General features: G+C 72.7%; 21 protein-coding genes and 1 pseudogene. 6 read left to right on the forward strand and 16 right to left on the reverse strand.

The annotated features are described in order from the left end of the window. Window positions 1-37: 37 nt before the first annotated feature. The 4 genes from ABZ794_RS12655 to ABZ794_RS12670 form a co-directional block, all read right to left on the reverse strand. Window positions 38-457, reverse strand: a complete 420-nt coding sequence (locus tag ABZ794_RS12655) for a VOC family protein (RefSeq protein ID WP_210785183.1) — start codon at window positions 455-457, stop codon at window positions 38-40. Then, a complete protein-coding gene (locus ABZ794_RS12660) occupies window positions 454-858 on the reverse strand; it encodes a VOC family protein (RefSeq protein ID WP_210785182.1) in 405 nt (134 codons plus the stop codon). Before ABZ794_RS12660 ends, ABZ794_RS12655 begins: the two co-directional genes overlap by 4 nt. A gap of 161 nt (window positions 859-1,019) precedes the next feature. Next, on the reverse strand, window positions 1,020-2,195 hold the full coding sequence (locus ABZ794_RS12665; protein ID WP_210785181.1) for a HAMP domain-containing sensor histidine kinase: 1,176 nt from the start codon (window positions 2,193-2,195) through the stop codon (window positions 1,020-1,022). Next, the gene (locus ABZ794_RS12670) at window positions 2,192-2,860 is read right to left on the reverse strand and encodes a response regulator transcription factor (RefSeq protein ID WP_210785180.1); all 669 of its coding nucleotides are present in this window, start codon (window positions 2,858-2,860) and stop codon (window positions 2,192-2,194) included. The genes ABZ794_RS12665 and ABZ794_RS12670 overlap by 4 nt, the downstream gene beginning before the upstream one ends. Before the next feature lie 142 nt (window positions 2,861-3,002). Between ABZ794_RS12670 and ABZ794_RS12675 the strand changes: the two genes are divergently transcribed. After that, a complete protein-coding gene (locus ABZ794_RS12675) occupies window positions 3,003-4,160 on the forward strand; it encodes a peptidase C39 family protein (RefSeq protein WP_247669785.1) in 1,158 nt (385 codons plus the stop codon). Here the strand turns inward: ABZ794_RS12675 and ABZ794_RS12680 are convergent, their stop codons facing one another. Further along, the gene (locus ABZ794_RS12680) at window positions 4,161-5,444 is read right to left on the reverse strand and encodes a PQQ-binding-like beta-propeller repeat protein (protein ID WP_210785179.1); all 1,284 of its coding nucleotides are present in this window, start codon (window positions 5,442-5,444) and stop codon (window positions 4,161-4,163) included. Then, the gene (locus ABZ794_RS12685) at window positions 5,441-6,721 is read right to left on the reverse strand and encodes a PQQ-binding-like beta-propeller repeat protein (protein ID WP_210785178.1); all 1,281 of its coding nucleotides are present in this window, start codon (window positions 6,719-6,721) and stop codon (window positions 5,441-5,443) included. Before ABZ794_RS12685 ends, ABZ794_RS12680 begins: the two co-directional genes overlap by 4 nt. A 128-nt stretch (window positions 6,722-6,849) precedes the next feature. Between ABZ794_RS12685 and ABZ794_RS12690 the strand changes: the two genes are divergently transcribed. Then, entirely contained in the window at window positions 6,850-8,736 is a 1,887-nt protein-coding gene (locus tag ABZ794_RS12690) for a hypothetical protein (protein WP_357515768.1), read from the forward strand. Here ABZ794_RS12690 and ABZ794_RS12695 read toward each other — a convergent pair whose 3' ends face one another. Together ABZ794_RS12695 and ABZ794_RS12700 are read right to left on the reverse strand one after the other, a co-directional pair. Further along, a complete protein-coding gene (locus tag ABZ794_RS12695; protein WP_247669784.1) occupies window positions 8,737-10,533 on the reverse strand; it encodes a hypothetical protein in 1,797 nt (598 codons plus the stop codon). It abuts the gene before it with no gap. Continuing rightward, window positions 10,533-12,296 (reverse strand): hypothetical protein, encoded by a 1,764-nt coding sequence (locus ABZ794_RS12700; RefSeq protein WP_307850601.1) that lies wholly within the window; start codon window positions 12,294-12,296, stop codon window positions 10,533-10,535. Before ABZ794_RS12700 ends, ABZ794_RS12695 begins: the two co-directional genes overlap by 1 nt. 419 nt (window positions 12,297-12,715) lie before the next feature. Between ABZ794_RS12700 and ABZ794_RS12705 the strand changes: the two genes are divergently transcribed. Then, window positions 12,716-13,870, forward strand: coding sequence for a hypothetical protein (locus tag ABZ794_RS12705; RefSeq protein ID WP_238690976.1), 1,155 nt, complete (start codon window positions 12,716-12,718; stop codon window positions 13,868-13,870). Window positions 13,871-14,086: 216 nt separating this feature from the next. On the opposite strand, the gene dxs is transcribed toward ABZ794_RS12705, so the two are convergent. From dxs to ABZ794_RS12720, 3 genes are all read right to left on the reverse strand, one after another. Next, the gene (gene dxs / locus ABZ794_RS12710; protein WP_238690896.1) at window positions 14,087-16,033 is read right to left on the reverse strand and encodes a 1-deoxy-D-xylulose-5-phosphate synthase; all 1,947 of its coding nucleotides are present in this window, start codon (window positions 16,031-16,033) and stop codon (window positions 14,087-14,089) included. Window positions 16,034-16,148: 115 nt separating this feature from the next. Beyond that, window positions 16,149-17,369 (reverse strand): TRAM domain-containing protein, encoded by a 1,221-nt coding sequence (locus ABZ794_RS12715; RefSeq protein ID WP_210785193.1) that lies wholly within the window; start codon window positions 17,367-17,369, stop codon window positions 16,149-16,151. 70 nt (window positions 17,370-17,439) lie between these two features. Beyond that, entirely contained in the window at window positions 17,440-19,524 is a 2,085-nt protein-coding gene (locus ABZ794_RS12720) for an APC family permease (protein WP_210785174.1), read from the reverse strand. Between the two features lie 163 nt (window positions 19,525-19,687). Between ABZ794_RS12720 and ABZ794_RS12725 the strand changes: the two genes are divergently transcribed. After that, complete coding sequence (locus ABZ794_RS12725; protein WP_210785173.1) at window positions 19,688-20,353, forward strand: TrkA family potassium uptake protein; 666 nt, start codon at window positions 19,688-19,690, stop codon at window positions 20,351-20,353. 3 nt (window positions 20,354-20,356) lie between these two features. After that, window positions 20,357-21,046, forward strand: coding sequence for a TrkA family potassium uptake protein (locus tag ABZ794_RS12730; protein WP_210785172.1), 690 nt, complete (start codon window positions 20,357-20,359; stop codon window positions 21,044-21,046). A gap of 42 nt (window positions 21,047-21,088) precedes the next feature. Here ABZ794_RS12730 and ABZ794_RS12735 read toward each other — a convergent pair whose 3' ends face one another. The 4 genes from ABZ794_RS12735 to dut form a co-directional block, all read right to left on the reverse strand. Further along, window positions 21,089-21,772: a DUF3159 domain-containing protein gene (locus ABZ794_RS12735; RefSeq protein ID WP_210785171.1), complete on the reverse strand. Its 684-nt coding sequence runs from the start codon at window positions 21,770-21,772 to the stop codon at window positions 21,089-21,091. 25 nt (window positions 21,773-21,797) lie between these two features. After that, entirely contained in the window at window positions 21,798-22,178 is a 381-nt protein-coding gene (locus ABZ794_RS12740) for an OB-fold nucleic acid binding domain-containing protein (RefSeq protein WP_124816055.1), read from the reverse strand. 114 nt (window positions 22,179-22,292) lie between these two features. Beyond that, window positions 22,293-22,955: a DUF3710 domain-containing protein gene (locus tag ABZ794_RS12745; RefSeq protein ID WP_210785170.1), complete on the reverse strand. Its 663-nt coding sequence runs from the start codon at window positions 22,953-22,955 to the stop codon at window positions 22,293-22,295. Between the two features lie 25 nt (window positions 22,956-22,980). Further along, window positions 22,981-23,517 carry a dUTP diphosphatase gene (gene dut, locus ABZ794_RS12750; protein WP_210785169.1) on the reverse strand — a complete coding sequence of 179 codons (537 nt, stop codon included), beginning with the start codon at window positions 23,515-23,517 and terminating at the stop codon, window positions 22,981-22,983. Between the two features lie 90 nt (window positions 23,518-23,607). On the opposite strand from dut, the gene ABZ794_RS12755 reads away from it, so the two are divergent. After that, window positions 23,608-24,135, forward strand: coding sequence for a DUF3093 domain-containing protein (locus ABZ794_RS12755; protein WP_210785168.1), 528 nt, complete (start codon window positions 23,608-23,610; stop codon window positions 24,133-24,135). Between the two features lie 19 nt (window positions 24,136-24,154). Here ABZ794_RS12755 and ABZ794_RS12760 read toward each other — a convergent pair. Continuing rightward, window positions 24,155-24,980 (reverse strand): annotated as a pseudogene (locus tag ABZ794_RS12760) (hypothetical protein). Between the last annotated feature and the right edge of the window lie 25 nt (window positions 24,981-25,005).

A 25,005-nucleotide genomic window follows, 5' to 3' on the forward strand; every position in this document is an offset into this window, starting at 1 on the left:
ACGAAGGTGGCCGGTGCCCGGTGCCGTACGTCGACGGTCAGGCCGGTTCGGCTACCGCTGCCGCGGCCCGCGCCGCTGCGGCGGCCACCCGCTCGGCGGCGTTGCCGAGCACGCAGAACTCGTTGCCCTCCGGGTCGGCGAGCACCACCCAACCACCACCGGTCGGGCCGACGTGGTCGGCGACGAGCGTCGCGCCGATGCCGAGCAGCCGCTCGACCTCCTCGGCCCGGGTACGGTCAGCGGGTTGCAGGTCCAGGTGCAGCCGGTTCTTCACCGTCTTGCCCTCGGGCACCGCGATGAACAGCACCTCCGGGCCACCCGGCGGCAGGAGCATCGCCTCCGGGTCGCCGGGGAAGTCGTCGGGCTGCCGTGGGCAGTCGAAGACCTGCGCCCAGAAGCCGGCCAGGGCGTACGTGTCGTGACAGTCGATGCTGATGTTGTGGATCGTCGAACTCATGCTTGGTCCTCCACAGTCGTGTCGACCCGCTCCCCGGCGCTGCGGACCACGCAGAACTCGTTCCCCTCCGGGTCGGCCAGAACCGCCCAGCCCGTCCCGTCGGTGCGCCGCTGGTCGGTGATCATGGTGGCCCCGAGGCCGAGAACCCGCTCGATTTCCTCGTCGCGGGTCCGGTCGACCGGTTCCAGGCAGATGTGGAGCCGGTTCTTGGTCACCTTGTCCTCCGGCACCGCTTGGAAGAACATGTTCGGAGTGGCACCGTCCGGCGGCAGCAGGGCAGCTTCCGGGTCACTCGGAAGGTCCTCCGGGAGCCGGGCGTAGCCGAGCACCGCCGACCAGAAGCCGGCCAGGGCGTACGTGTCGTGACAGTCAAAACTGATGTTGCGGATCCGTGGATACACGGGTGTTCCCTCCGTGCGGGATGGGACGCTCCGCTTCCGGGAGTCAGCCGGCGCAGACCCGGGGCGCGGAGTCATGATTGGCGGACATCGACGCACCCCCCTTCGCTTCTTGGGCTGACGCGGCGATCTTGCCATCGGCCGAGCCTCCTCCGCAACCCCGTTCAGCCGGGGCTGGGCACCGCGCCGTTGACCACCGGGGCGTCCGACGACGGCAGGGTGACAGTCACCTCCAGGCCGCCGCCGGGCTGCGCGACCACCCGTACGCTGCCGCCGTGCGCGGCGCAGACCGCCCGGACGATGGACAACCCGAGGCCGGAGCCACGGGCTCCGGTGCGTTCCCGGCCACCACGGCGGAACGGCTCGAACAGCCCCGGCACGTCGGCCTGGTCCACCTCGAAGCCGGTGTTCCCCACCACCAGCCAGGACCGGTCACCGTCGGTCCCGGTACGCACCCAGAGTCGACCGTGCAGGTGGTTGTAGCGGACCGCGTTCTCGATCAGGTTTCCGGCCAGCCGGTCGAGCAGCCCCGGGTCACCGACGACCGGCGCGGACTCCAGCGACGTCTGCACCCGCAGGCCGATCCGTTCCACCTCGCGGCGCATCGCCGACAGCGCGTTGGCGGTGCCCGCGGCGAGGTCACACTCGGTACGCCGGCCCAGCTGCCGCCCCGCCTGCGCCTCGCTGCGGGCCAGCACCAGCAGCGCGTCCACCAGGCCGTTGGCCCGCTCGGAGGCGTCGCGGACCACTGTCGCCATCCGGCGGTACTCGGCGGTGTCCGCGTCGTCGTCGCTGAGCGTCACGTCGATCTCCGTCCGCATCACGGCGAGCGGGGTACGCAGCTCGTGCGAGGCGTTCGCCACGAAACGCTTCTGGGCCTCGAAGGCGGACGCGATCCGGTCCAGCATGGCGTCGAACGTCTTGGCCAGCTCGGCCACCTCGTCGTCGGCACCCGAGTAACCGATCCGCTGGTCCAGGGTCGCCTCACCGAGCCGCTGGGCGGTCGCCGTGACCTGGTGCAGTGGGCGCAGCGCCCGACCGGCCACCGCGTACGCGCCGGCCACCCCGACCACGCTGATCGCCAGCAGCGCGACCAGGCCCTTGGCCAGCAGCTCCCCCGAGGCGGCGTCGACCAACTGCCGCTGCCACTGGGCGGCGTCCATCTGCCGGCCGTCGGAGAGCAGCACGATCGTGCCGGGCACCAACTCGTCGGTGGGGCGCAACGCGTCGCGGACCAGCAGCCAGGCCAGCAACACCAGGATCGCTCCGGCCCCGATCAGCAGCACCCCGTTGAGCAGTGTCAGCCGCAGCCGCAGGGTGGGTCGCAGCCGCCGGCTCATGCGCTCACCTCGGCGGTGCGGTAGCCCGCCCCGACCACCGTCTCGATCAACGGCGGGTCGCCGAGCTTCTTGCGGAGCGTCATCACAGTGACCCGGACGATGGTGGTGAACGGGTCGGTGTTCGCGTCCCAGACCCGTTCCAGCAGCTCCTCACTGGAGACCACCGCGCCACGCGCCTTGAGCAGCTCGCAGAGCACCCCGAACTCCTTGTTGGTGAGGTCCACCGGCACCCCGGCGCGGGTGGCCACCCGGCGGGCCGGGTCGAGCACCAGGTCGGCCAGTTCGAGCACCGGCGGCGCGGCCGGGGTGGCCCGCCGGCCCAGCGCCTGCACCCGGGCGACCAGCTCGTCGAAGGCGAACGGTTTGGGCAGGTAGTCGTCCGCGCCGAGCTGCAACCCCTCCACCCGATCGGCCACGGTGCCACTGGCGGTGAGCATCAGCACCCGGGTCAACGCGCCGGAGGCCGCCAGGTCGGCGCAGATCTGGTCGCCGTGCACACCCGGCAGGTCGCGGTCGAGCACCACCACGTCGTACCGGGTGATGAACGCCGCCTCGTGGCCGGCGTCGCCGTCGTACGCCACGTCGACCGCCATCCCCCGCTTGCGCAACCCCCGTGCGATCGCGTCGGCGAGGTTGCGCTCGTCCTCGACCACCAGTACCCGCATCCCGGCCTCCTCGCTGCTGACCACCGACAACCTAGTGCCGGCCGGCAACCATCGTCCCTCGCCGTCCGCGCCGGCCGGCGTTGCGGGCCACCACGGCGTACGCGATGCTGGCCGGCGGTATCGAGCGACGGACGGACCTGGCATGACCACTGCGGCACCACCCACCCGGCGAGACATCGCCTACCGGGGTTTCCACCTGCCGGCCGACACGACCAGCGGCAGCGGCGACGGCGACGGCCTGCTCGCCGACGGTCGAGGGCTCGTCCTCGACGGCGTCGCCGAACGGGGCACCTGGACGTCGCCGCCGGTGCCTGTCGGCTTCGCCGTCGCCGAGGTGGTGCCGTCCTGGACGGCCGACACCCCGGACGGCTGCTGGATCGAGGTCGACCTGCGCGGCTGGCACGACGACGCGCCCAGCACCGACTGGTACCGGCTGGCCCGCTGGGCCGCCGACGACCACACGGTACGGCGCACCTCGCTGCCCGGACAGCGTGACAGTGGCGCCCGGGTCGACACCGACACCCTGATCGTGACCGGAGCGACGGTCACCGGTTGGCAGACGCGGGTGACCTTGTGTCGGCCCGCCGGCAGCCCGAGCGGCCCGGTGCTGCGCAGCATCGGCGCGGTCGCCACCGGCCCCACGACGGCCGACCACTGGTACGCGGCGGAGCCCGTCTCGTCCGCCGCCCGAGGCCGGGTGCTGGACGTGCCCCGCTACTCGCAGCGGCTGCACGCCGGCCAGTACCCGCAGTGGGGCGGTGGTGGGGACTCCTGGTGCAGCCCCACCTGCACCTCGATGGTGCTCGCCTACTGGGGCGCCGAGCCGACGCCGGACCGCTACGCCTGGGTGGAGCCGTCCGGCCCGCGTCCGGTGGTGGTACACGCCGCCCGGCACTGCTACGACCACGCGTACGCCGGGGCCGGCAACTGGCCGTTCAACACCGCGTACGCCGGTCTGCACGGGGTGGACGCGTTCGTCACCCGGCTGCGGTCGCTGGTCGAGGCGGAGGCGTTCGTCGCCGCAGGCATCCCCCTGATCGTCTCCGCCGCGTTCCGGGCCGACGAGGTGCCGGGGCTCGGGTACGACACCGGTGGGCACCTGATGGTGCTGGTCGGCTTCACCGCCGACGGCGACCCGGTGCTCAACGACCCGTACGCCCCGGACGACGACGCGGTCCGTCGCACAGTGCCCCGACAGCGGTTCGAGGCGGTCTGGCAACGCGGCAGCGGCGGGGTGGCGTACGTGCTGCGACCCGCGTCGGTGCCGCTGCCCCCGCCGCCCACCCAGCCGAACTGGTGATCAGTCGGTCAGTTTCCAGAGCTGGTACGAGCCGGTGGTGGTGGCAGTGCACACCAGGTAGCCGGTGACCGCCTGACACCCCCCTGTGACATCGGGCAGCGCGTCCAGGATGTGCACCTTCCCGGCGGCGATGTCCAGCTCGCCGACGAGCACCCCTCCGTCGGGATGCCTGCGTATGCCGACCAGCCGGCCGCCGACACCGAGTTGGTACAGCTCCCACCGGCCCAGGTCGGCCAGTTGCTGGCCGGTCAGCGCATCGAGCACTACGTACTGCTCCGACGGACCGACACCGCTGAGGTTGGCCAACAGCCGGCCGTCGGCCGGCCAGGCCCACCCCCACTGGCTGCTGCGCCAGCGCACCTCGCCGGTCGCCGGGTCGAGCGCCTGTAGTTCGTTGTTGCCGGTGCGCAGACACAGGACGGGGCCACAGTCCAGCGCGAAGTCGATGTGCACCCTGGCGCGGGTCCAGCGGGGCTTGAGCTGGTCCAGCTCGTACGCGGTGACAGTGCCCGAGCCTCTGTCGATGGACAGCAGCAGGTCCTTGGTCAGGTCCAGTCCGATCCGACCACCGTCGGGTGGGCGCAGGTCGGCGCGGGCCAGCACCGCACCGGTGATCGCGTCGCGTACCTCGACCGGCCCGTCCGACTGGTTGAGCACCACCCGGTCCACCCCGTGCCCGGTGTCCCGCACCCTCATGTCGGGGCTGAGGCCGGACAGCTCCCAGCGCACTGTGCCGCAGCACGGATCCACAGCGCGCAGACTGGACGGTACGGTCTCGCCGCCGTTGCGCAGCAGCAGATTGCCGTCGGTCAGCTTGGAGACGGCACCCGGCTGCTGCCACCGGTACGCCCCGGTCGCCCGGTCCAGTGCGACGGTGAGTGTCTCCCGACCCTCCGGGCCGATCTCGTACCCGGTGGCCAGCAGCATCCCGGCCAGCGGAATCATCCCCCAGTACCGAGCTTCCGCCGGCAGCGTCACCTGCCAGACCGGCTCGACGCCGGGCAGCCGATACGCGGCCAGCCGCGCCTGCCGCGCTTCGGTGATGGCCGGCTCCATGACCAGGAGAAGGTCACCATCGACCATGACATCCGACCCGGGCCGGCCCGGCAGCGTCAACGGGGCCGGCCGGGGCGGTACGACGGCGGAGGCGGCGAGCGTGACCAGCGCGAGCACCACGACCAGCGCGCAGCGCAGCGGGCGACCGTGGCCGCGAGGTGGGCGGGGCGTCGACTCCGGGTCCGGGGCGTCCCGCAGCTCGCCGAGGTCAATCACCGAGTCGGTCACCGCGTCAACCTCCACAGAGCGGTAGTGCCGTCGAGGCGCTGGCAGAGCAGAACCGGCAGGGACGCCTGGCAACTCCCGGCGATGCCCGGCAGCACGTCGACGATCCGCGTTCGGCCGGCCAGCAGGTCCAGCTCGGCGACGACCATCCGACCGTCGTCACCGCGCCGCACACCAACCAGCGGGTCGTCCGGGCGCAGCACCGGCATCAGACTCCACGCGCCCAGTTCGGTCCGTTCCTGCCCGGTGGCCGCGTCCCGCACCGCGTACCCCTGGCCGGGCCGGGCCATCAGCAGCCGACCGTACCGGACGTCGGCCAGGACGTCCTGGCCCGGTTCCGACCACCGCACGGCGCCGGTGGCCGGGTCGAGCACCTGGAGGCCGCCGGTCTGCGGTACCGCGCAGAGCAGACCGCCGCATTCGAGCACATGCGACACCAGCGTCACCTCCGCCGTCCACAGTGGCTCCAACTCGGCCAGCCCGAAGCTCACCAGCCGGGTGCTGCCCGGCGGGACGAGCAGCAGCAGGTCGTCGACGACCTGCACCCGCTGGTACGCCGACCGGTCACCGGGCAGCGTGTCGATGCTGCGCACCAGTTGGCCGGTGCCGGCGTCGTACACCTGCACCTCGCCGGTCGGTTGCAGGAGCACGAACCGGTCGACCTGCCCCTCGGGAGCGAGATGGAAGGTGGGGCTGGCGGCCGGCGGGATCGGCACCGACCAGAGCACCAGGCCGGTGCCGGGTTCAACCCCGCTCATCGCGCCCGACCCGTCCTCCCGGCCATTGGTCACCAGCAGGCCACCGCCGGTTGTCGGCTGGGGAGCACCGGGATGCTGCCAGCGTTGCCGGCCCGTCGCGACGTCGAAGGCGGTGGTCTGGAACAGCCGGTTGGGGGCGTTGACAGCCATCGCCAACACCAACCCCTGCTCGACCCGGACGTCGAGGTAGTCACCGGTGCGGGCCAGCGGCGCCTGCCACCGCCGCCGCACCTCGGCGCCGGTCGGCGCCGGTCGGGCGTACGCGGTCAGGTACCGGTCCCGGTCGGGTGTCGGCGGATCGACGACGAAGACGCCGTCCCCGGCCAGGTACGCGGTGGCCGTCCGCGACGCCGGCACCACGCTCACCGTTCGCTGCGTCGTCGGCGCGGCACCGGCCAGCACCACCAGGCTGAGAAACAGCACAGTCGCGCTGCGCAGCGGGCGACCGACGGCGCGCGGGCGGTGAACCGGAGGCGCCGACGCGGGCTCGTCGCGAATCTCGCCCAGCTCGATGATCGACAAACGACCGTCCTTCCGTCACCAGGTAAGGCTGGCCGACGGGTCACCGTCCGGCAAACCGACCGTCAGCGCACCGGCCCGGCAAAAGTGACGGAACCCCGCCTGTACGATGGCGCGTCGTGGCTGTGCCGGTGGTAGACCCTTCGCTGAAACCCGTTACCGACGCCGACCCGGCCGAGGCCGAGTCGACACGGCGGCCTCGACGCCGTCCGGCCCGAGCCGACCTGTTGGCCCTCGGAGCCTATGTGCTGCTGGGCGTCTTCGTCTGCCTCAACTACTGGGGTGACGTCAACGGCCGGGTCTCCTCGCACCTGCCCACCGATCACAGTTGGTTCGAGTGGCTGTTCGCGCACGGCGAGTACTCGGTGCGGCACCTGGAGAACCCGCTGTTCACGGCCCGTCAGAACGCCCCGGACGGGGTGAACATGATGGCCAACACCTCGCTGCTCGGGGTGACCCTGCCGCTGGCCCCGCTGACCATGCTGCTCGGCCCCCAGGTGATGTACGCGCTCTACCTGGGCGCGGCGCTGGCGGCGACCGCCGGCACCGGCTACTGGGTGCTCTCCCGTCACCTGGTGCGCTCCCGGGCGGCGGCGTTCGTCGGCGGCGCGTTCCTCGGCTTCGCGCCGGGAATCATCCACCACGCCAACGGCCAACCGAACTTCGTCTCCAACTTCCTGCTCCCGCTGATCGTGGTGCGGGTGCTGACCCTGGGTGAGCCGGGCCGGTGGCGCCGCAACGGGCTCGTGCTCGGCGCGCTGGTGGCGTACCAGATCTTCATCAACGAGGAGATGCTGCTGCTCACCGCGCTGGCCTGCCTGGTCATCGTGCTGGCGTACGCCGTGCAGCGGCCGCGGGCCACCCGGGCCGCCGCCGGCACGTTCCTGGCCGGGCTCGGCGTCGCCGGCGGACTGGCCCTGGTGCTCACCGCGTACCCGATCTGGTTCCAGTTCAACGGCCCGCAGTCCTACCGGGGCCTGCAGGGCGGCGTGTTCCACAACTGGGGCGAGGACCTGGTCGCCTTCGTCACCTTCGCCCGCGACACCTGGGCCGGTGACCCGGCCGTGGAGAAGACGATCGGTCTGACCGAGCAGAACACCTGGTTCGGTTGGCCCCTGGTGCTGCTCTCGGTGGTGGCTCTGGTGCTGCTCGTACGCCGCTCGCTGGCCGCCCGGATCGCCGCGGTGCTCATCGTGGTGTTCAGTGTCGCCGCGATCGGGCCGTTCGTGCGCTTCAACGGCGTGGAGACCGGTGTGCGCGGCCCGTGGTCGTACGTGTCGGACGACCTGCCGCTGGTCGAGATGATGATGCCGACCCGGTTGACGCTGGTGGTCGCCGCCGCTGTGGGCGTACTGCTCGCGTTGACCTGGGACGCCGCGCACCGCCAGGGGCGCCCGGTGGCCGACCGGCCACGGGTGCCGGCCCAGCGGGTCGCCGAGGCGACCCCGGCGACGTCCGACGACGAGCCGGCCGTGCCGGCCGCCACGCGCCGTCGGTGGCTGCGCCCGGTGGGGTACGCGGCGGTCGCCCTCGCCGTGCTGCCGCTCTTCCCCCGCCCGCTGCCCGCCCAGCAGATCGACCCACCGCCGCACTTCATCACCGCTGGCGGCTGGCGGCCGTACGTGCCGGCGGGTCGAACCCTGGTGCCGGTGCCGATCCCGAGCAACGTGCACGGTCTGCCGACGCTGCGCTGGAGTGCGCTGACCGGGCAGGAGTTCCCCGTTCCGGGCGGCTACTTCATCGGCCCGAACGAGCTGGGTGAGGGGGTCTTCGGTGCGCCGAACCGGCCGACCAGCTCCCTCATCTACTCCACCATGGACAGCGGCACGGTTCCGGCGCTGACCGACGAGAACCGCCGGCAGGCCGTCGAGGACCTGCGGTTCTGGCGGGCGTCGGTGGTGGTGCTCGGGGCGCACCCCCGCGAGGCGGTGCTCCGTGATCTGGTCACCGCCCTGCTCGGGCCACCGCAGCGGGTCGACGACGTCTGGGTCTGGGACGTGCGCGCCCTGGTGGGTTAGTTAGCCGACGTGGTCCCGGACGTCCCACAACCAGCCGCCGTCGACCGGTCGGCCCGGGCCGAGCAGGTCGTCGACGGTCCGGCGGACCGGGTCACCGTGCTCCACCTGCCCGAGTACGACCACCGCGGCACGCCAGTGCCGCAGGTCCTCGACGGCCTGGCGGCGGTCGGCGTCGGTCAGCACCGGCACCGCGCCGGTCTCGGCCACCTGCCGCAGCAGCACCGACGTGGGCCGGTCCGGCGCGCCCCAGCGGGCCGCCGGGTCGTCCGGGCCGCTGGGGCCGATGAAGTAACCGCCCGGCGCGGCGAACCCCAGACCGGTACGGGCGGTCCAGAGCATCACCGGGCTGCGCGCGGCACCGGTGACCGGGGGCACCGCGACCACCGTCCGACCGGGCGGCACCAGTGGACGCCAGCCACCGGCGGCGAGAAACGCCGGCACCGGCGCGACCGGCACCACGCGGATCGGCGTCGGGAACAGGGGCAGCAACGCGGCGGCGACCGCGCCGGCCCACAGCAGCCGCACCGGTAGGCCCGGCGCCGCGTTCGGCGCGCGCGCGGCCCGGACCCGGTCCAGGGACAGCGCCACCAGCACACCCAGCACCGGTACGCAGATCAGCGCGAACCGGGCCGGCACCGCGAGATCGAGCAACGGCAGCCCGCCGACCAGCCGGTACGGCCCCGGAATGCCGGTGGCCTCACCGTCCACCCGCAGCTCGTGGCCGAGCGAGAGCAGGGCGAAGACCACGCCGCAGGCGGCCAGTGCCCGGACCAGCGGTCGTCGCCACTGCCAGATCACGATCACCACGGCGAGCACCAGCAGGCCCGGGCCGAAGAACGAGTTCTCCTCGGTCGGATTCGGCGAGAGCAACCCCGGCAGCCAGTCGTCACCCAGCACGGTCTGCCGGGCCGACGCGGTGAACGAGGCGACGTCCAGTTGGAAGCCCTGGGTGGCGAACGCCATCCCGGTGTAGTGCTGCGGGCCGTGGAACTGGAACCACAGCGGGTACGCCAACGGCACCGCCGCCACGCCGGCCGCCACCGCGAGCCGACCGAACAGGGCCGGCGCCAGCCGCCGTGCGGCCACCCGGTCGGCGAGCGCGTAACCCAGCGCGAAGACGCCGGCCGCGAGCGCCAGGAAGACCAGCACCTCCTCGCCGATGAAGACCTGCCAGACGAGCAGCAGCCCCAGGCCGACGCCGGGCCGCCACACGCTGTGTCGCGTCGTCTCCGAGGCGGGCCGGAACACCAGGGCGAGGATCGCGGGCACCAGGAACTGGGCGGCGATGTGCAGGTGGGCGCCGGCCTGAGCGATCATGCCAGGGGCGAAGCCACAGATCAGCCCACCCACCGCGGCCGGGGCCCGGGTGCCGACCAGCCGGCGGCGCAGCAGCACGTACCAGGCGACGGCGGTCCCGGCGAGGCAGCCGACGACCGCCACGCAGAACGCCACCTGCGAGCCGAAGAGCAGGGTGACCGGGGTGAGCGGGACACCCAGGCCGAGCACCGAGGTGTTCGCCATCAGGTTGACCCCGTCGGGCGCGTTCAACCCCGTGCTGAAGAGCGGGTTCTCCCCCTCGACCACCGCATGCGCCGCGTGGGCCAGCATCCACTCGAAGAGGATCTGGTCACCCGCCTGGTGGAACAGCCGCCACGGGTGACCCCACTGCCCGCTGGTCACCAGCACGGCGAGGCCCAGATAGCCGGCCACCACCAGCGCGTCCCGCAGCCAGGCCGCCCGGAACGCGCCGACCGTCACCGGGGGCGAAATGTTCGGGGACGTCGTCCCGGTGGTCATCAGACCGAACGGTCGGTGAGCGTCCGGACGTCCCAGACCCAGACGTCCAACTCCTGGCGGCCCGGGCCGACCAGCTCCTCGACCGTACGTCGCAGTGGCTCGGCGTTCTGCTGCCGCACCGGCAGCACCAGGATCGCCGCCCGCCAGTGCCGCAGCTCGTCGGCGAAGCGCCGACGCTGCCGGTCGTCCAGCTTGGGCGTACGGCCGGTGGTCGCTACCTCCTCCAGCATCTGACCCACCCCGCTGGGACGACCGCCGAACCGGCCCGGGTCACCGGTGTTTCCGTTGCGGGGCGCGAGGAAGTAACCGCCGGGGATCTTGAAGTCGAGGTTGGTGGCCGCCGCCCAGCGCATGCCGTGCGTGTTGCCCATGCTGGGCACCGGGATCGGCACCAGCGTCTGGTCCGGCCCGACGTACGCCCGCCACCGGTCCGCCGTGATGAAGTCCGGCACCGGGGGCCGGGAGACCATCCGCAGCGGCATCGGTGCGATCGGCAGTAGTGCGAAGGCCAGGCCCGCGGCGGTGAGCACGTGGACGGTACGGCGGTCGGCCGGCCGCAGCGCCCAGGCCCGCTCGACGGCGAGCGCCAGCAGCAGGCCGATCACCACGCTGGTGATGAGCCCGAACCGGGTCGGCACCACAGCGTCCAGCAGCGGCAGGTGGACCAACCACTGCCACGGCCCGGTGATCAGCTCGCGGTCCCACCAGGAGACCCGCTCGCCGAGGGAGAGCACGGCGAAGAACACGCCGGTCACCGCGAGCGCCCGAACGATCAACTCGCGGCGCAGCCAGACCACGATGCCGATGGCCAGCATCGACAGGCTCCAGCCGAAGAAGGCGTTCTCCTCGGAGTAGTTCGGCGCCAGGTTGATGTTGGCTCGCTGGTTGCCGCCGAGGGTGGGCGAGCCGGGGGCGAAGAAGGCGGCGATGTCGTTGCCGTAGTCCTTCACCGCGTCGCTGAGCCCGTGGTACGCCATCGGCCCGGCGAACTGCACGTAGAGCGGGTACGCCAGCAGCGCCCCCGCCAGCAGCGCGCAGGTCAACACGCCGACGCCCAGGGGTCGCCACGCCGCCCACCACCGGGCCGGCTCCTGGGCCAGCACCGCCAGCAGGAAGACGCCGCAGGCCAGCGCCGTGAAGAGCAGGATCTCCTCGTTGATGAACGCCTGCGCGGTGACCAGCAGGGCGAGCAGGGCCCCGTCCCGCACCGGTCTTCCGGAGCGGGTGAGCACCAGCACCCGCCACACGATGAACGGCAGCAGGAACTGGCTGATGATGTTCGGGTGCCAGCTGGCGTGCGAGAGCATCGCGGGCGAGAACCCGCAGAACCAGCCGCCGACCGCCGCCGCGAGCGGGGTACGCACCAGGTGGCGGGAGAGCATCAGGTACCAGGCCATGGCGGTGCCGGCGAGACCGAGCGTGACCAGCACCACGAAGGAGACCGCCGGCCCGAAGAGCAGCGTCACCGGGACCATCGGGATGCCCAGCGCCAACACGGCCGTGTTGGCCATCAGGTTGACGCCGTCCGGGTAGTTGAACTGCTCGGTGTAGAACGGGTACTCGCCGTGCAGCACCACGCGTACCGAGTGGGCGAGGAAGAACTGCACCTGCGCCGGGTCACCGGTGTAGAGCGAGGCCACCCGACCGGACGGGTCCAGCCAGATCCGGCTGGTCACCCAGAGTGCGGCGAGCAGGAACAGGCCACCCACCGCCAGGTGCTGCCGACGCCGGGTCCACCGACGCCACCGCGCCCGTGTCGGCACCGCGCTCTCGGCCGGCGCTCCAGGCTCGACCGGCGTTTCGGGCTCAACCGGCGCCGTGGTGGGGGCGGCCGGCGCTTCGGGCTCGGCCGGCGCTGTGGTGGGGGCGGCCAGCGCGGGCGGGCCGGCGAAGAGGCCGGCCGGTGTGCGGTAGCTCACCAGCTCGGCGGAGTCGGCTACCGCCTCCGGGTGCGGCGCGGGCAGGGCGCGGGACTCGGCAGGCGTCACAGTCGGCGGAGTCTACCGGAGCAACCAAAACACCCTAAACCCCCGGTGCTGTCCACTATGGTGCTTCGGGTGCCGGCCAACTGAGGCGCCGCATCGGACATCTCGTACTATGGCGCTTTCCGACAGCGACGGTGAGGCGATCGGGGGCGGGCCAGGTGACTCCAGGCCGTCGGTACGGCAGGGCGCTTCCCGTCCTGCTGAGCGCGCTGCTGGCCGGCACGGCCTGCGGTCCGGTAGCCGAGCGGAAGCCGCAGGACCTCCGGGTCGGGTACGACAGCCTGGACGGCACCCTCGCCGTGTGGCCGCCCCGGGGCGACCTCTCCGGGGACGCGACGGCGACGGCGGCGGTCACCGCGGCGGTCCGGGGCTGGCGGTCGCCGGCCGACGACCGCGCGCACCTGCCCTCGTCGGGCATCCTCTTCTCCGGTCGGGTCGACGGCGCCCCGGTGGCGCTGGTGGCCGCCGACGTGCCCGGCGAGAGCGCGTCCTGGCTGCTGCAACTGACTCGCGAGGGCGACAGGTACGCGGTGACCCGCGCCACCGAGTACACCGATCCGGGTTATCTCGTCTACTCCGACGTGCTGCCGGTGCAGACGGCCGGCGGCCGGCGTTACCTGGTCTCGGCCCGGGTGCAGAGTCTCCTCGGACCACAGGACCGGACGTTGACCATCGCGGACGGTCTCAGCGCACCGGTCGACGTGCCGTCCTGCACGGCCGTCGGCGTGACGGCGACCCTGCGGACCACGGAGTCGCTCCCCCGTGGGCGGGCCGCCGACCGGCTGATCGACCTGGGCACCGGCACCGTCGACCCGCGCTACCCGTTGGTCCGCGACGAGTCCGGCACGGGCCGGCGGGCGCTCACCGGCCTGGACACCTGCGTGCTGTCCGGCGATCGGGGCCCCTTCGGCAGCATCCCGCGCCGGATCGGGGACCGGGACGCCCCACGCTCGGTGCCGACGTCCTGGCCGATGGCGAAGCTCACCGTGCGATCGCTCGGCGAAGTCGCCCTCGGCGGCGGCGAGCCGGCCGAGTTGCAGCAGCTCAGCTGGGACACCGACGCCGGCGCGATGACGGCGGTGATCTATCGACCGGCCGACGGGAGCGCGCCCGTCGTCTCACCCGCCGACCGGGCCACCCCCTTGCAGGCGTACCAACTGCCGGTGCCCGGTCAGCCGCTGGTGGTGCTGAGCTGGCGGGCCACCCGGGACAGCTCCCTGTCCGTCCCGCCGGGCACTCCCCTGCTGGTCGACCGCCCCGGCCTGGCGGTCATCCCGACCCCGTCCCGCTCCCAGACCTACAGCCTCGCCAACACCGACAAGACCCACTACCGCTCAATCTCCCCCCGCTAACCACCCCCACCCCCACCCCGCCCCGCCCGCCACTCCCCGCCTGCTCGATCTTGCACTTTCTGTGCCGACAGATCAGCGCGCAAGGTGCATAACGCCAATCGAAAGTGCAAGATCGGCGGAGGCGGGGCGAGGGCGCGTCGCGGCTAGACCGCGACGCGGCGATGGGGTACGCAGACGGCGGGCGCCCCGAGGGACGCCCGCCGTTGTTCGTTCTCGTCAGTTCTGTGCCGCCGCGTCGCTGGGGGTGAGGCGGTCCGGGGTGGCATCAAGGCCGGAGATCCAACCGGTGACGTTGCGGGCCACGTCCTGAGCGGTCAGACCCAGGTCGGCGAGGATCTGCGCGCGGGTGCCGTGCGGGTGCCAGTCGGCCGGCACACCCAGGTCCTTGAGCGGCACCCGGACGTCGGCGTCGCGCATCGCCTGGGCGAGCGCGTCGCCCACCCCGCCGACCCGGACGCCGTCCTCGACGCTGACCACGAGCCGGTGGCGGGCGGCCAGGTCGACCAGCTCCGCCGGGACCGGACGCACCCAGCGGGGGTCGACGACGGTGACGCCGTACCCCTGCTCGGCGACCCGGGCGGCCACCTCCATGCCCAACTGGCCGAAGGAGCCGACGGCGACGAGCAGCACGTCGGTACGGGCGGACTCGGCCAGCACGTCGACAGTGCCGACCCGGCGCAGCGCCGGCAGGTCCGCGGCGACCGCACCGGTCGGGAACCGCACCACTGTCGGGCCGTTGTCGACGGCCACCGCCTCGCGCAGCTCCTCCCGCAGGGTGGCGGCGTCGCGGGGAGCGGCGATCCGCAGCCCCGGCACCACCCCGAAGACCGACATGTCCCAGATGCCGTAGTGGCTGGGCCCGTCCGGGCCGGTGATGCCCGCCCGGTCCAGCACGAAGGTCACCGGCAGCTTGTGCATCGCCACGTCCAGCAGGACCTGGTCGAAGGCGCGGTTGAGGAAGGTGGCGTAGACCGCGACCACCGGGTGCAGGCCACCGAGCGCCAACCCGGCCGCCGAGGTGGCCGCGTGCTGCTCGGCGATGCCCACGTCGTACACCCGCTCGGGGTACTTGCGGGCCAGCTTGGCGATGCCGGTCGGCTCGGCCATGGCGGCGGTGATGCCCACCACGTCCGGGCGCTCGTCGGCGATGGCCAGCAGCTCGTCGGCGAAGACGTGCGTCCACTTCACCGACGGCGCGGCCAGCAGCGCGCCGGTCTCGACGTCGAAGGCGCTGCTCGGGCCGTGCAGGCAGTCGGCCTCGTCCTCCTCGGCGGGACGGTAGCCGTAGCCCTTGCGGGTGACGGCGTGCACGATGACCGGGCCGCCGAAGTTCTTGGCCGCACGCAGCGCCGACTCGACCGCGACCACGTCGTGCCCGTCCACCGGGCCCACGTACTTGATGCCGAGGTCCTCGAACATGGCCTGCGGGGCGACCGCGTCCTTGATGCCCTTCTTGACCGCGTGCAGCACCTCGTACATCGGCTTGCCGACCAGCGGCGTGGAGCCGAGGGCGTCCTTGACGGTGTCGAGGACCTTCTCGTAGCCGGGGTTGAGCCGCAGCGAGGAGAGGTGGTCGGCCAGCCCGCCGATGGTCGGCGAGTAGGACCGGCCGTTGTCGTTGACCACGATCACGAGGGAGTTGCCGGCGGTGGCGATGTTGTTCAGCGCCTCCCAGCACATGCCGCCGGTCAGCGCGCCGTCGCCGACCACGGCGACGACGCTGCGCGCCTCACCACGCAGGGCGTACGCCTTGGCGAGGCCGTCGGCGTAGGACAGCGCTGTGGAAGCGTGCGAGTTCTCGATGAGGTCGTGCTCGCTCTCCGCCTGACTGGGGTAGCCGGAGAGGCCACCGCGCTGGCGGAGCTTGTCGAAGCCGGCCTGACGCCCGGTAAGGATCTTGTGTACGTACGCCTGGTGGCCGGTGTCGAACAGGAGCCGGTCCCGGGGGGAGTCGAAGACGCGATGCATGGCGAGCGTCAGCTCGACCACACCGAGGTTGGGCCCGACGTGCCCGCCGGTACGGGAGACCTTGGTGATCAGGAAGTCCCGGATCTCGGCGGCGAGGACGTCCAGTTCCTCGCCGGACATCCGCTTGACGTCCTGCGGACCGCGAACCGTCCCCAGCAGCCGGCCGTGGTTGGCCGTGTCCTCTTCAACACTCATGACCGGAGAGTCTATCGGCCCCCCGGTACTCCGCAGCTCGGCCCGAGCCCCACGCACCCGGGCCGGGCGGGGAGTGGGCGGCTGAGCACCCGGTCAGGCGCCGACGCGGGGTGTTCTACCGCCCGTCCGGGGGAAGCAGCAGCCCGACCTGCTCGACGTGCTGCGTCATCGGGAAGAGGTCGAAGCCCCGTAGCGCCGCCAGCCGCCAACCGAGGTCGGCGAAGGTACGCACGTCCCGGGCGAAGGCGGCCGGGTCACAGGCCACGTACGCGACCGCCCGCGGGCCGGCGGCTGCCAGCGCGCGGACCACCGGGGCGCCGGCCCCGGAGCGCGGCGGGTCGAGCACCACCACGTCGACCGGGCCGGTGATTCGTCGGCGGGCCAGCGCGGTCTCCACCCGGGCCGACACCACCTCGACGCTGGGCAGGTCGGCGAGGTTCTCCCGGGCGGCGGCGACACCCTGCGCCGCCGCTTCGACCACTGTCACCCGGCCGGTCGCGCCGACCCGTGCGGCCAGCCCGGCGGCGAACAGCCCAGCGCCGCCGTAGAGGTCCCAGGCGACCTCGCCCGGCTGCGGGTCCAGCAACTCGAACACGGCCGTGGAGAGGGTGTCTGCGGCGGCCGGGTGCACCTGCCAGAACGCGGACGCGGGCAGCGTCCAGTCCCGTCCGGCGGCGACCTCGCGGACCTCGGTCGGGCCACTGACCGGGGCGGGCACCCCGTCGCGGATCTCCGTGACGGTCACGTCCCCGCCGGTGCTGGCGACGGTCTCCACGGCCTCGGCGGCCGGCCAGCGCGCACCGGTGGGGGTGAGCACCGGCAGCTGCTGGATGGCCGGGTGGGCGATCCGGCAGCGGTCGATCGGCACCACCTCGTGTGAGCGGTGCTTGAGCAGGCCGGCCCGGTCGGCGGCGTCGACCGCGTAGCGGACCCGGGAGCGCCAGCCGAGCAGCCCACCGGGCAACGCCTCGACCTGGACGCCGAGCCGGTCCAGCTCGACGTCGGTCAGCCCACCGAGGCGGACCAGTTGCTCGCGGATCACGGCGGTCTTCCAGGCCAGCTGCGCGGCCGGTGCGACGTGCTGGAGGTCGCAGCCCCCGCAGGCACCCGGCTTCGCGTACGGGCAGGGCGGCTCGACCCGGTCCGCTGAGGGCTTCAGCACTGTCACCGCATCGGCCCGGACGAACCCGCGGTGCACCTCGGTGACCTCGGCGATGACCCGTTCACCGGGCAGCGCGTGCCGGACGAAGACCACCTGCCCGTCCACCCGGGCGACACAGTGCCCGCCGGGGGCGACCGCGTCGACGGTCAGCTCGACCCGGTCGGTCTCGGCCAGCCCCCGCTCGAACGTCGACGAGGTCGACGCCGACGGCGTCCTGGGTGTCGCGGTCCGCGGACCGCCCGGCTCAGTCACGTGTGTTCCTCATCGTTTCGCTGTTCTCGGGCCCGCCCTCGCCGGGCGGCGCGGCGGCCACCGGCGGGGCGGCGACCAGCGGTGGCACGGCGCTGCGTGGCCCACGCGCCGGGGTCCGGGACAGCGTGGCGTCCAGCCGGTCCAGGTTCTTGCTCGCCGTCGACGCGAGCTGCCACGGCACGCTGACCACCATCACCCCCGGTTCGAAGAGCAGCCGGCCCTTGAGTCGCAGGGCGCTCTGGTTGTGCAGCAGGTTCTCCCACCAACGGCCGACCACGTACTCCGGGATGAACACGGTGACCACGTCCCGGGGCGACTTGCGGCGGGTGGAGGCGACGAAGTCCAGGATCGGGCGGGTGATCTCCCGGTACGGCGAGTCGATCACGGTGAGCGGGATTGCCATCTCCCGTCGCTCCCAGTCGGCCTGCAGGTCCCGGGTGTCCTTCTCGTCCACGTTGACGGTCACCGCGGTGAGCGTGTCCGGTCGGGTGGCGCGGGCGTAGGCGATGGCCCGCAGCGTCGGCTGGTGCAGCTTGCTGACCAGCACGATGGCGTGGTTGCGGGCGGGCAGCACGGCCCGACCCTCGTCCGGCGGGGTCAACTCGACGGCGATCCGGTCGTAGTGCCGGCGGATCGCCAACATCAGCGCGTAGATCACCGCCATCGCGGCGATCGCGATCCAGGCGCCGAGCAGGAACTTGGTGATCAGGACGATCACCAGCACCGTGCCGGTCAGGCCCATGCCGAAGGTGTTGATCGCCCGGGAGCGGACCATCCGGCGGCGCGCCTCCGGGTCCCGCTCGGTGCGCAGGTGCCGGTTCCAGTGCCGGATCATGCCGGCCTGGGAGACGGTGAACGAGACGAAGACCCCGACGATGTAGAGCTGGATCAGCTTCGTCACCTCGGCCTGGAAGCCGACGATCAGCACGATCGCGAAGAGGGCGAGGAAGGTGATGCCGTTGGAGAAGGCCAGCCGGTCGCCCCGGGTGTGGAACTGGCGGGGCAGGTAGCGGTCCTGGGCCAGGATCGAGCCGAGCACCGGGAAACCGTTGAACGCGGTGTTCGCGGCCAGGAAGAGGATCAGGGCGGTCACCCCGGCCAGCACGTAGAGCAGGATCGATCCGGAACCGAAGACCGTCTCGCCGAGCTGGGTGGTGACCGTCTTCTGCACGTACCCCTCGGGGCCGGAGACGATCTGGAGGTTCGGATCCTCGACGAACTGCAGGTGGGTGAGCCGGGCCAGCCAGATGATCCCGATCAGCATGCTCACCGAGATGGTGCCGAGCAGCAGCAGGGTGGTGGCGGCGTTGCGGCTCTTCGGCGCCTTGAACGCCGGCACCCCGTTGGAGATCGCCTCCACGCCGGTGAGCGCGGCGGCGCCCGAGCTGAACGTCCGCAGCAGCAGGAAGACGAGCGCGAAACCGGTCACGCTGTGCTCGGCCTGGATCACCAGGTCGGCGCTCGGCGCGCGCAGTTCGTCGCCCAGCACGAAGACCCGGAACAGCCCGGTGAGCAGCATCCCGAGCATCACGATCACGAAGCCGTAGGTGGGGATGGCGAACGCCGTGCCCGACTCGCGCAGCCCGCGCAGGTTGACAGCGGTGAGCAGGACCACCGCGCTCACCGCGATCAGGACCTTGTGGGTGGCCACGAACGGCACCACGGAGCCCAGGTTGGCCACCCCGGAGGAGACCGACACCGCCACCGTGAGCACGTAGTCGACCAGCAACGCGCTGGCCACCCCGACGCCGAACTTCGGCCCCAGGTTGACAGTGGCCACCTCGTAGTCGCCACCACCGGACGGGTAGGCGTGCACGTTCTGCCGGTAGCTCGCCACCACGGTGAGCATGACCACGACCACGGCGAGCGCGATCCACGGCGAGAAGAAGTACGCGGACGCACCGGCGATGGAGAGGGTCAGCAGGATCTCGTCGGGCGCGTACGCGACGCTGGACAGCGCGTCGGAGGCGAACACGGGCAGCGCGATGCGCTTCGGCAGGAGGGTGTGCTGGAGCCGGTCGGACCGGAACGGTCGACCGAGAAGAAGCCGCTTCAGCAGCGAGGTGGGACTGGCCACGAACGCCAAGAGTACGACCACCACGGCGGGGGCGCGGGGGTGGGCGATCACCGCTGCTCGCGACGGCGGGGTACGGTCGGTCCCCGCTAGCGACCGGGACGTGGCAGGCTCGCACTCGAAGGTCACCGGCAGCGGAAGTGGTACGCACCTTGGGAGGGACAGCGTGCACGTCGTGATCATGGGATGTGGTCGGGTCGGGTCGACCCTCGCCCACAGCCTGGAGTCCCGAGGGCACTCGGTGGCGGTGATCGACCAGGACGCCGACGCCTTCCGCCGGCTCGGCCCCGACTTCGCCGGGATCACGGTGACCGGGGCCGGTTTCGACGGCGAGGTGCTCAGACAGGCCGGCATCGAGCGCGCGGACGCCTTCGCGGCGGTGTCGAGCGGCGACAACTCCAACATCATCTCGGCCCGGCTGGCCCGCGAGACGTTCGGCGTGTCCCGGGTCGCCGCCCGCATCTACGACCAGCGCCGGGCGCAGGTCTACGAGCGGCTGGGCATCCCCACCGTGGCCACCGTGCGGTGGACGGCGGACCGGATGCTGCGACACCTGGTGCCGGAGGGCAACGTGGAGATCTTCCGCGACCCCACGAGCACGGTGTCGATCGTCGAGGTGCCCGTACACAAGGACTGGATCGGCCGACCGGTGCGGACGCTGGAGGACGCGACCGGGGCGCGGGTGGCCTACCTGATCCGCTTCGGCATCGGCACGCTGCCTACCGGCTCCACCGTCATACAGGAGGGCGACCAGGTGTTCATGCTGGTCAGCGATGACATCGTGGCGGCGGTCACGTCGGTGGCGGCGACGCCGCCGGAAGGAGGGCACTGAGCCATGCGGGTCGCCATCGCGGGCGCGGGCAACGTGGGCCGCTCGATCGCCCAGGAGTTGATCGACAACGGGCACCAGGTGATGCTCATCGAGCGCCAACCCAAGATGCTGCGCCCGGACCGGGTGCCGGCCGCCGACTGGGTGCTGGCCGACGCGTGCGAGCTGAGCAGCCTGGAGGAGGCCAACATCGCCGGCTGTGACGTCGTGGTCGCGGCGACCGGCGACGACAAGACCAACCTGGTGCTGTCGCTGCTGGCCAAGACCGAGTTCGCGGTGCCCCGGGTGGTCGCCCGGGTCAACCGGGCCGAGAACGAGTGGCTGTTCACCGAGCAGTGGGGCGTGGACGTCGCGGTGAGCAAGCCGCGGGTGATGGCCGCGCTCGTCGAGGAGGCGGTCACCGTCGGCGACCTGGTCCGGCTGATGACCTTCCGGCAGGGCGAGGCGAACCTCGTCGAGATCACCCTGCCGCCGACCGCCCCCTACGTCGGTCAACCGATCCACGCCGTGCCGCTGCCCCGCGACTCCGCCCTGGTGGCGATCCTGCGCGGCAAGCGGGTCCTGGTGCCCAGCCCGGACGACCCGATCGAGGCCGGCGACGAGCTGATCTTCGTCTGCACCGCCGAGGTGGAGGACCAGGTCCGCCAGGTGATCCTCGGGCCGGACAGCGTCGAACGGACCCGCAGCTCACGCTGACCCCGACGGGCGCGCTGAGCGGTCCGGTCGGCAGGGCCTCGCTCAGGCGCTGGGCAGCGGGGCCGGCGGCGACTCCCGGGTGACCCGGCGCACCGTCCAGACCGTGATCAGCAACAGCAGCGCGTACGGCGGGTAGCCCAGCGCCAGCCGGGCCACGCCCAGGGCGGTGTCCTGGTGGGCCAGGTAGAGCCCGGCCTGCACGCCCACCTTGGCCAGCCAGACCACGCCCCAGAGCACGGTCAGCTGGGTGAAGGTGCGCACCAGCTTCGGGTCGGACCGCCACTCCGAACGGCCCTTGGCCACCAACACCGACCAGATCCAGCCCACCAGCGGCTGGCGGATCGCGGCCGAGATCAGCAGGGCGATGCCGTAGCCGATGCCGTAGAGGATGCCGGGAAGGTAGAAGTCGCGCTCGTCGCCGGTGCGCCACGCGATGGCCGCGCCGACGCCGACGCCGAACAGCCCGTTGACGGCGTGCCGGATCGGTCGACGCTGGGCCAGCCGCAGCCCCGCGATCAGCACGGCGACCGCGATCGACGCGATCACCGCCGGCCGCAGCTCGCCGATGATGTTGGCGACGACGAACACCACGACCGGGATGCTCGACTCGACCAGCCCGCGCCAGCCGCCGAGCTGGTCGGCCATCTGCTCGGCGATCGTCGGCAGCGGCTCCTCGTCCTGAGGGTCGGTATCCGGCTGTGCCGCCCGGTCCTGTCCCGTCGTCATCGCTGGCCTTCCGTCCGCAGTGCCGTCACTTGGGCGAGTCCAGCTCGTAGTAGGGGTTGTAGATGACCTTGCGGTCGTCCCGCACCGCCACCCGGCCGCGGGCGGTCAGATGCCGGCCCGGCTCGATCCCGGCGATGTGCCGCCGACCCAGCCAGACCAGGGTCACCACGTCACTGCCGTCGTACAGGTCGGCCTCGAGGGTGGGCAGATTGGTGCGCGGCGTGTAGACCACAGTGCGCAGCCGGCCGGCGACCGAGACCAGCTGGCCCCGGGAGCACTGCTGGGCGGGGATCCCGCCGCACTCGGCGCTCTCCCGACGCAGCTCCTGCGCGTCGATCTCGGCCTCGCTGGCGGTGAACCTCTGCAGGATGCGCCGCAGCGACACCCGGCCCTCGTCGGTCGTCATGACCTCCGCGTCACCCTCTCCACGCTCGCCGTCCCCGGCCGGCCCCGGCGGCGCCGGAACCGTGCCGCCAGCGTACGCCGACGGGGCTGGTTCCGGCGGGCCGGTGCGCGCGGGTCAGACCTGACGCGGCGCGGCGGCGGCGTCGCCCGCCTCGGCCTCGGCCTGGTCGGCGACCTCCCGGGGCAGCCGCAGCGGCAGCGGCTCGCGGACGGGCTTCGCCTCCTGCCCACGGTCGACCACCAGGCCGTCCAGGCACTCGACGAGCGATCCGGCCATCGCCGGGTCGGTGGCCACCGGGCCCTGGAACACGCCCCGGACCATCCAACGCGGCCCGTCGATTCCGACGAACCGCAGGTTCGTCGCGCCGTCCGGGGTGTTCACCTGGGCGTGCAGCTCCGGGCCGTACTCGCCGGCGACCTCCTGCGCGCTCGCGCCGTCGCGGAGCAGCGACTGCCGGATCTCCTCGCGCACCTCGTCCCAGATCCCCTCGGAGCGGGGGGCGGCGAAGACACCCAACTGGAGCGCGTTGTCACCGTGCACCAGCACCACCTGCTGGACCACACCCTGCGGGTCGGCCTGCACCCGCACCTCGACGTCGGCGATCGCCGGGATGTGCAGGCTGCCCAGGTCGAGTCGCTGCACGTCGTCGTAGCTCTCGGAGATGTCGTACGGGCCGCGCTCCAGCCTCGGCGTCGCATCACCCTGGTCCGGGACCTGGGTAGCCCGCTCGTCACGGGTCTGCCGCTCCGCATCGGCCCGCTTTCGGGAGAAGATCACTGCGCCTGCCCTCCGCTGTTCACACTCACCCTGCCACCTCTTCCGTCTGCCCGCGGCCCGGCTCGCTCGGCCGCCGCTCGACCCGGTCCTGGCCCGTCGGCGACGGCACCAGCCCGGCGTGCCCACCGGTGGACCCGTGCCCACCGGTCCCGCGCCGGGACGCGGGCAGCTCGACCACCGGCTCGAACCGCGCCCGCGCTACCTGCTGGACCACGAGCTGCGCGATCCGATCGCCGCGGGAGATCTTCGCCGGCACCTCCCGATCATGATTGATCAGGTTGACCAGGATCTCACCCCGGTAGCCGGCGTCGACCGTACCGGGCGCGTTGAGCACCGTCACGCCGAGCCTGGCCGCCAGACCGGAGCGGGGATGGACCAGTCCCACGTACCCCTCCGGCAGCGCGATGGCCACGCCGGTGGGCACCAGGGCCCGGCCGCCGGGTGGCAGCTCCACGTCCGCGGCCGCCACCAGGTCGGCCCCGGCGTCGCCGGGATGGGCGTACGTGGGCAACGGCAGCTCCGGGTCGAGCAGTTGCACAGGCACGGGTACGACGTCGGTCACGGGTCCCCTCTTCCGTCCGGTTCGCGGGGTGACCCTGCCATCCTGCCGGTTCGTCGAGCCGCCGTGCGCCGTACCCTCGCAGGAGTGAGCATGTCGCCCTCCCCGTCCGCCGATCAGCCGCCGGCCGCCGCCCGCTCGGCGTACACCGAGCGGCTGGATCTGCCCTGGTGGCTGTGGCTGGCCGGGCTGGTGGCCGCCGCGTTGCTGGCCGTCGAGATCTGGATGGGCGCCTCCGGCGTCCGCACCTGGCTGCCGTTCGCCGTGCTGGTGCCGCTCACCGCGGTCGGGCTGTGGTGGCTGGGCCGGATCCGGATCGGGGTGGCCGACGCCGAGCTGCGGGTGGACGACGCCCGCCTGCCGGTCCGTTTCGTGGCCGACGTGGTGCCGCTGGACGTGGCCGGCCGACGTGAGGTGCTCGGCGTCGGCGCGGACCCGCTCGCCTTCGTGGTGCAGCGACCGTGGATCGGCGGCGCGGTGCAGGTGATCCTCGACGATCCCGCGGATCCGACCCCGTTCTGGGTGGTGAGCACCCGCCACCCGGTCGAGCTGGCCGAGGCGGTGCTGACCGCACGGGACGCCCTGGCGGCCACCCACCCGACGGCCGGCGAGCCGGGCTGACCCACCGGCGAGGGCCCGCTCAGGTGCCGGTCGGCGGGCCCGGGAGGGCCGCCGGTGGCGCGGGCCGGGCGATGCCCCGCCGGCGCAGGTCGACCTGGAGCTGGTCGGCCATCTGCTGGGTGGCCCGGCGGTTGAGGAAGCTGGCCACCGCCGCGCCGGTCAGGAACGGCCCGAGTGTGGTGAGGTTGCGACCGAAACGCCTCAGCAGCATGTCCCGCAACTCCTTGCGGGCGGCGGTGCCGAGCACCGCTCCCACTCCCACGCCGGGCACCATCGGGTTGACACCGCGTTGAGTGGCCCAGTGAGTGCACCAGCGCGACCGCCCGTTGGCTGCCGGCGGCCGGTAGTGCCACGCCGTGGATCTCGTGCAGCTCGCCGACGAGTTTCAGCTCCACCGCCACCACGGCCACGGTCTCGGCGGCGAGCAGCACCGGCGCGGAGAGCAGGGTCGGAGCCACCGTCCACTCGACGGCGGCGACGCCCCCACCGGCCGCGCCGATCGCGGCGGTGGTCCTCGACGCGTTGCGGATGAGCCGGTCGGCCAGGGCGGCGTCGTCCAGGCCGGGGAAGTGCTGGCGCAGCGTGTCCAGGTCCCGTACCGGCACGTGCGGGGCGATCTCGGCGACGGCGTCGACCATCCATCGCACGGCGGCACGGGGCTTGAACAGGTCGGAGATGCCCCGCGCACGGGCCTGCCCGACCATCCGGGTCAGCAGTTGGCGGCGTCGGGCCGGCGCGATGTCGTCCGCGGTCAACGCCGCGACGGTGGCACCGAGGTCGTCCGTGCCACCGGTGGCACCAAGGCCGTCCGTGCCGCCATCGGTGGTGCCGCCTCGATCGCTCATCGGACCTCCCGGTGCTGTGGCTACC

This window comes from Micromonospora sp. NPDC047187, from assembly GCF_040643355.1.
Lineage (GTDB): Bacteria > Actinomycetota > Actinomycetes > Mycobacteriales > Micromonosporaceae > Micromonospora > Micromonospora salmantinae.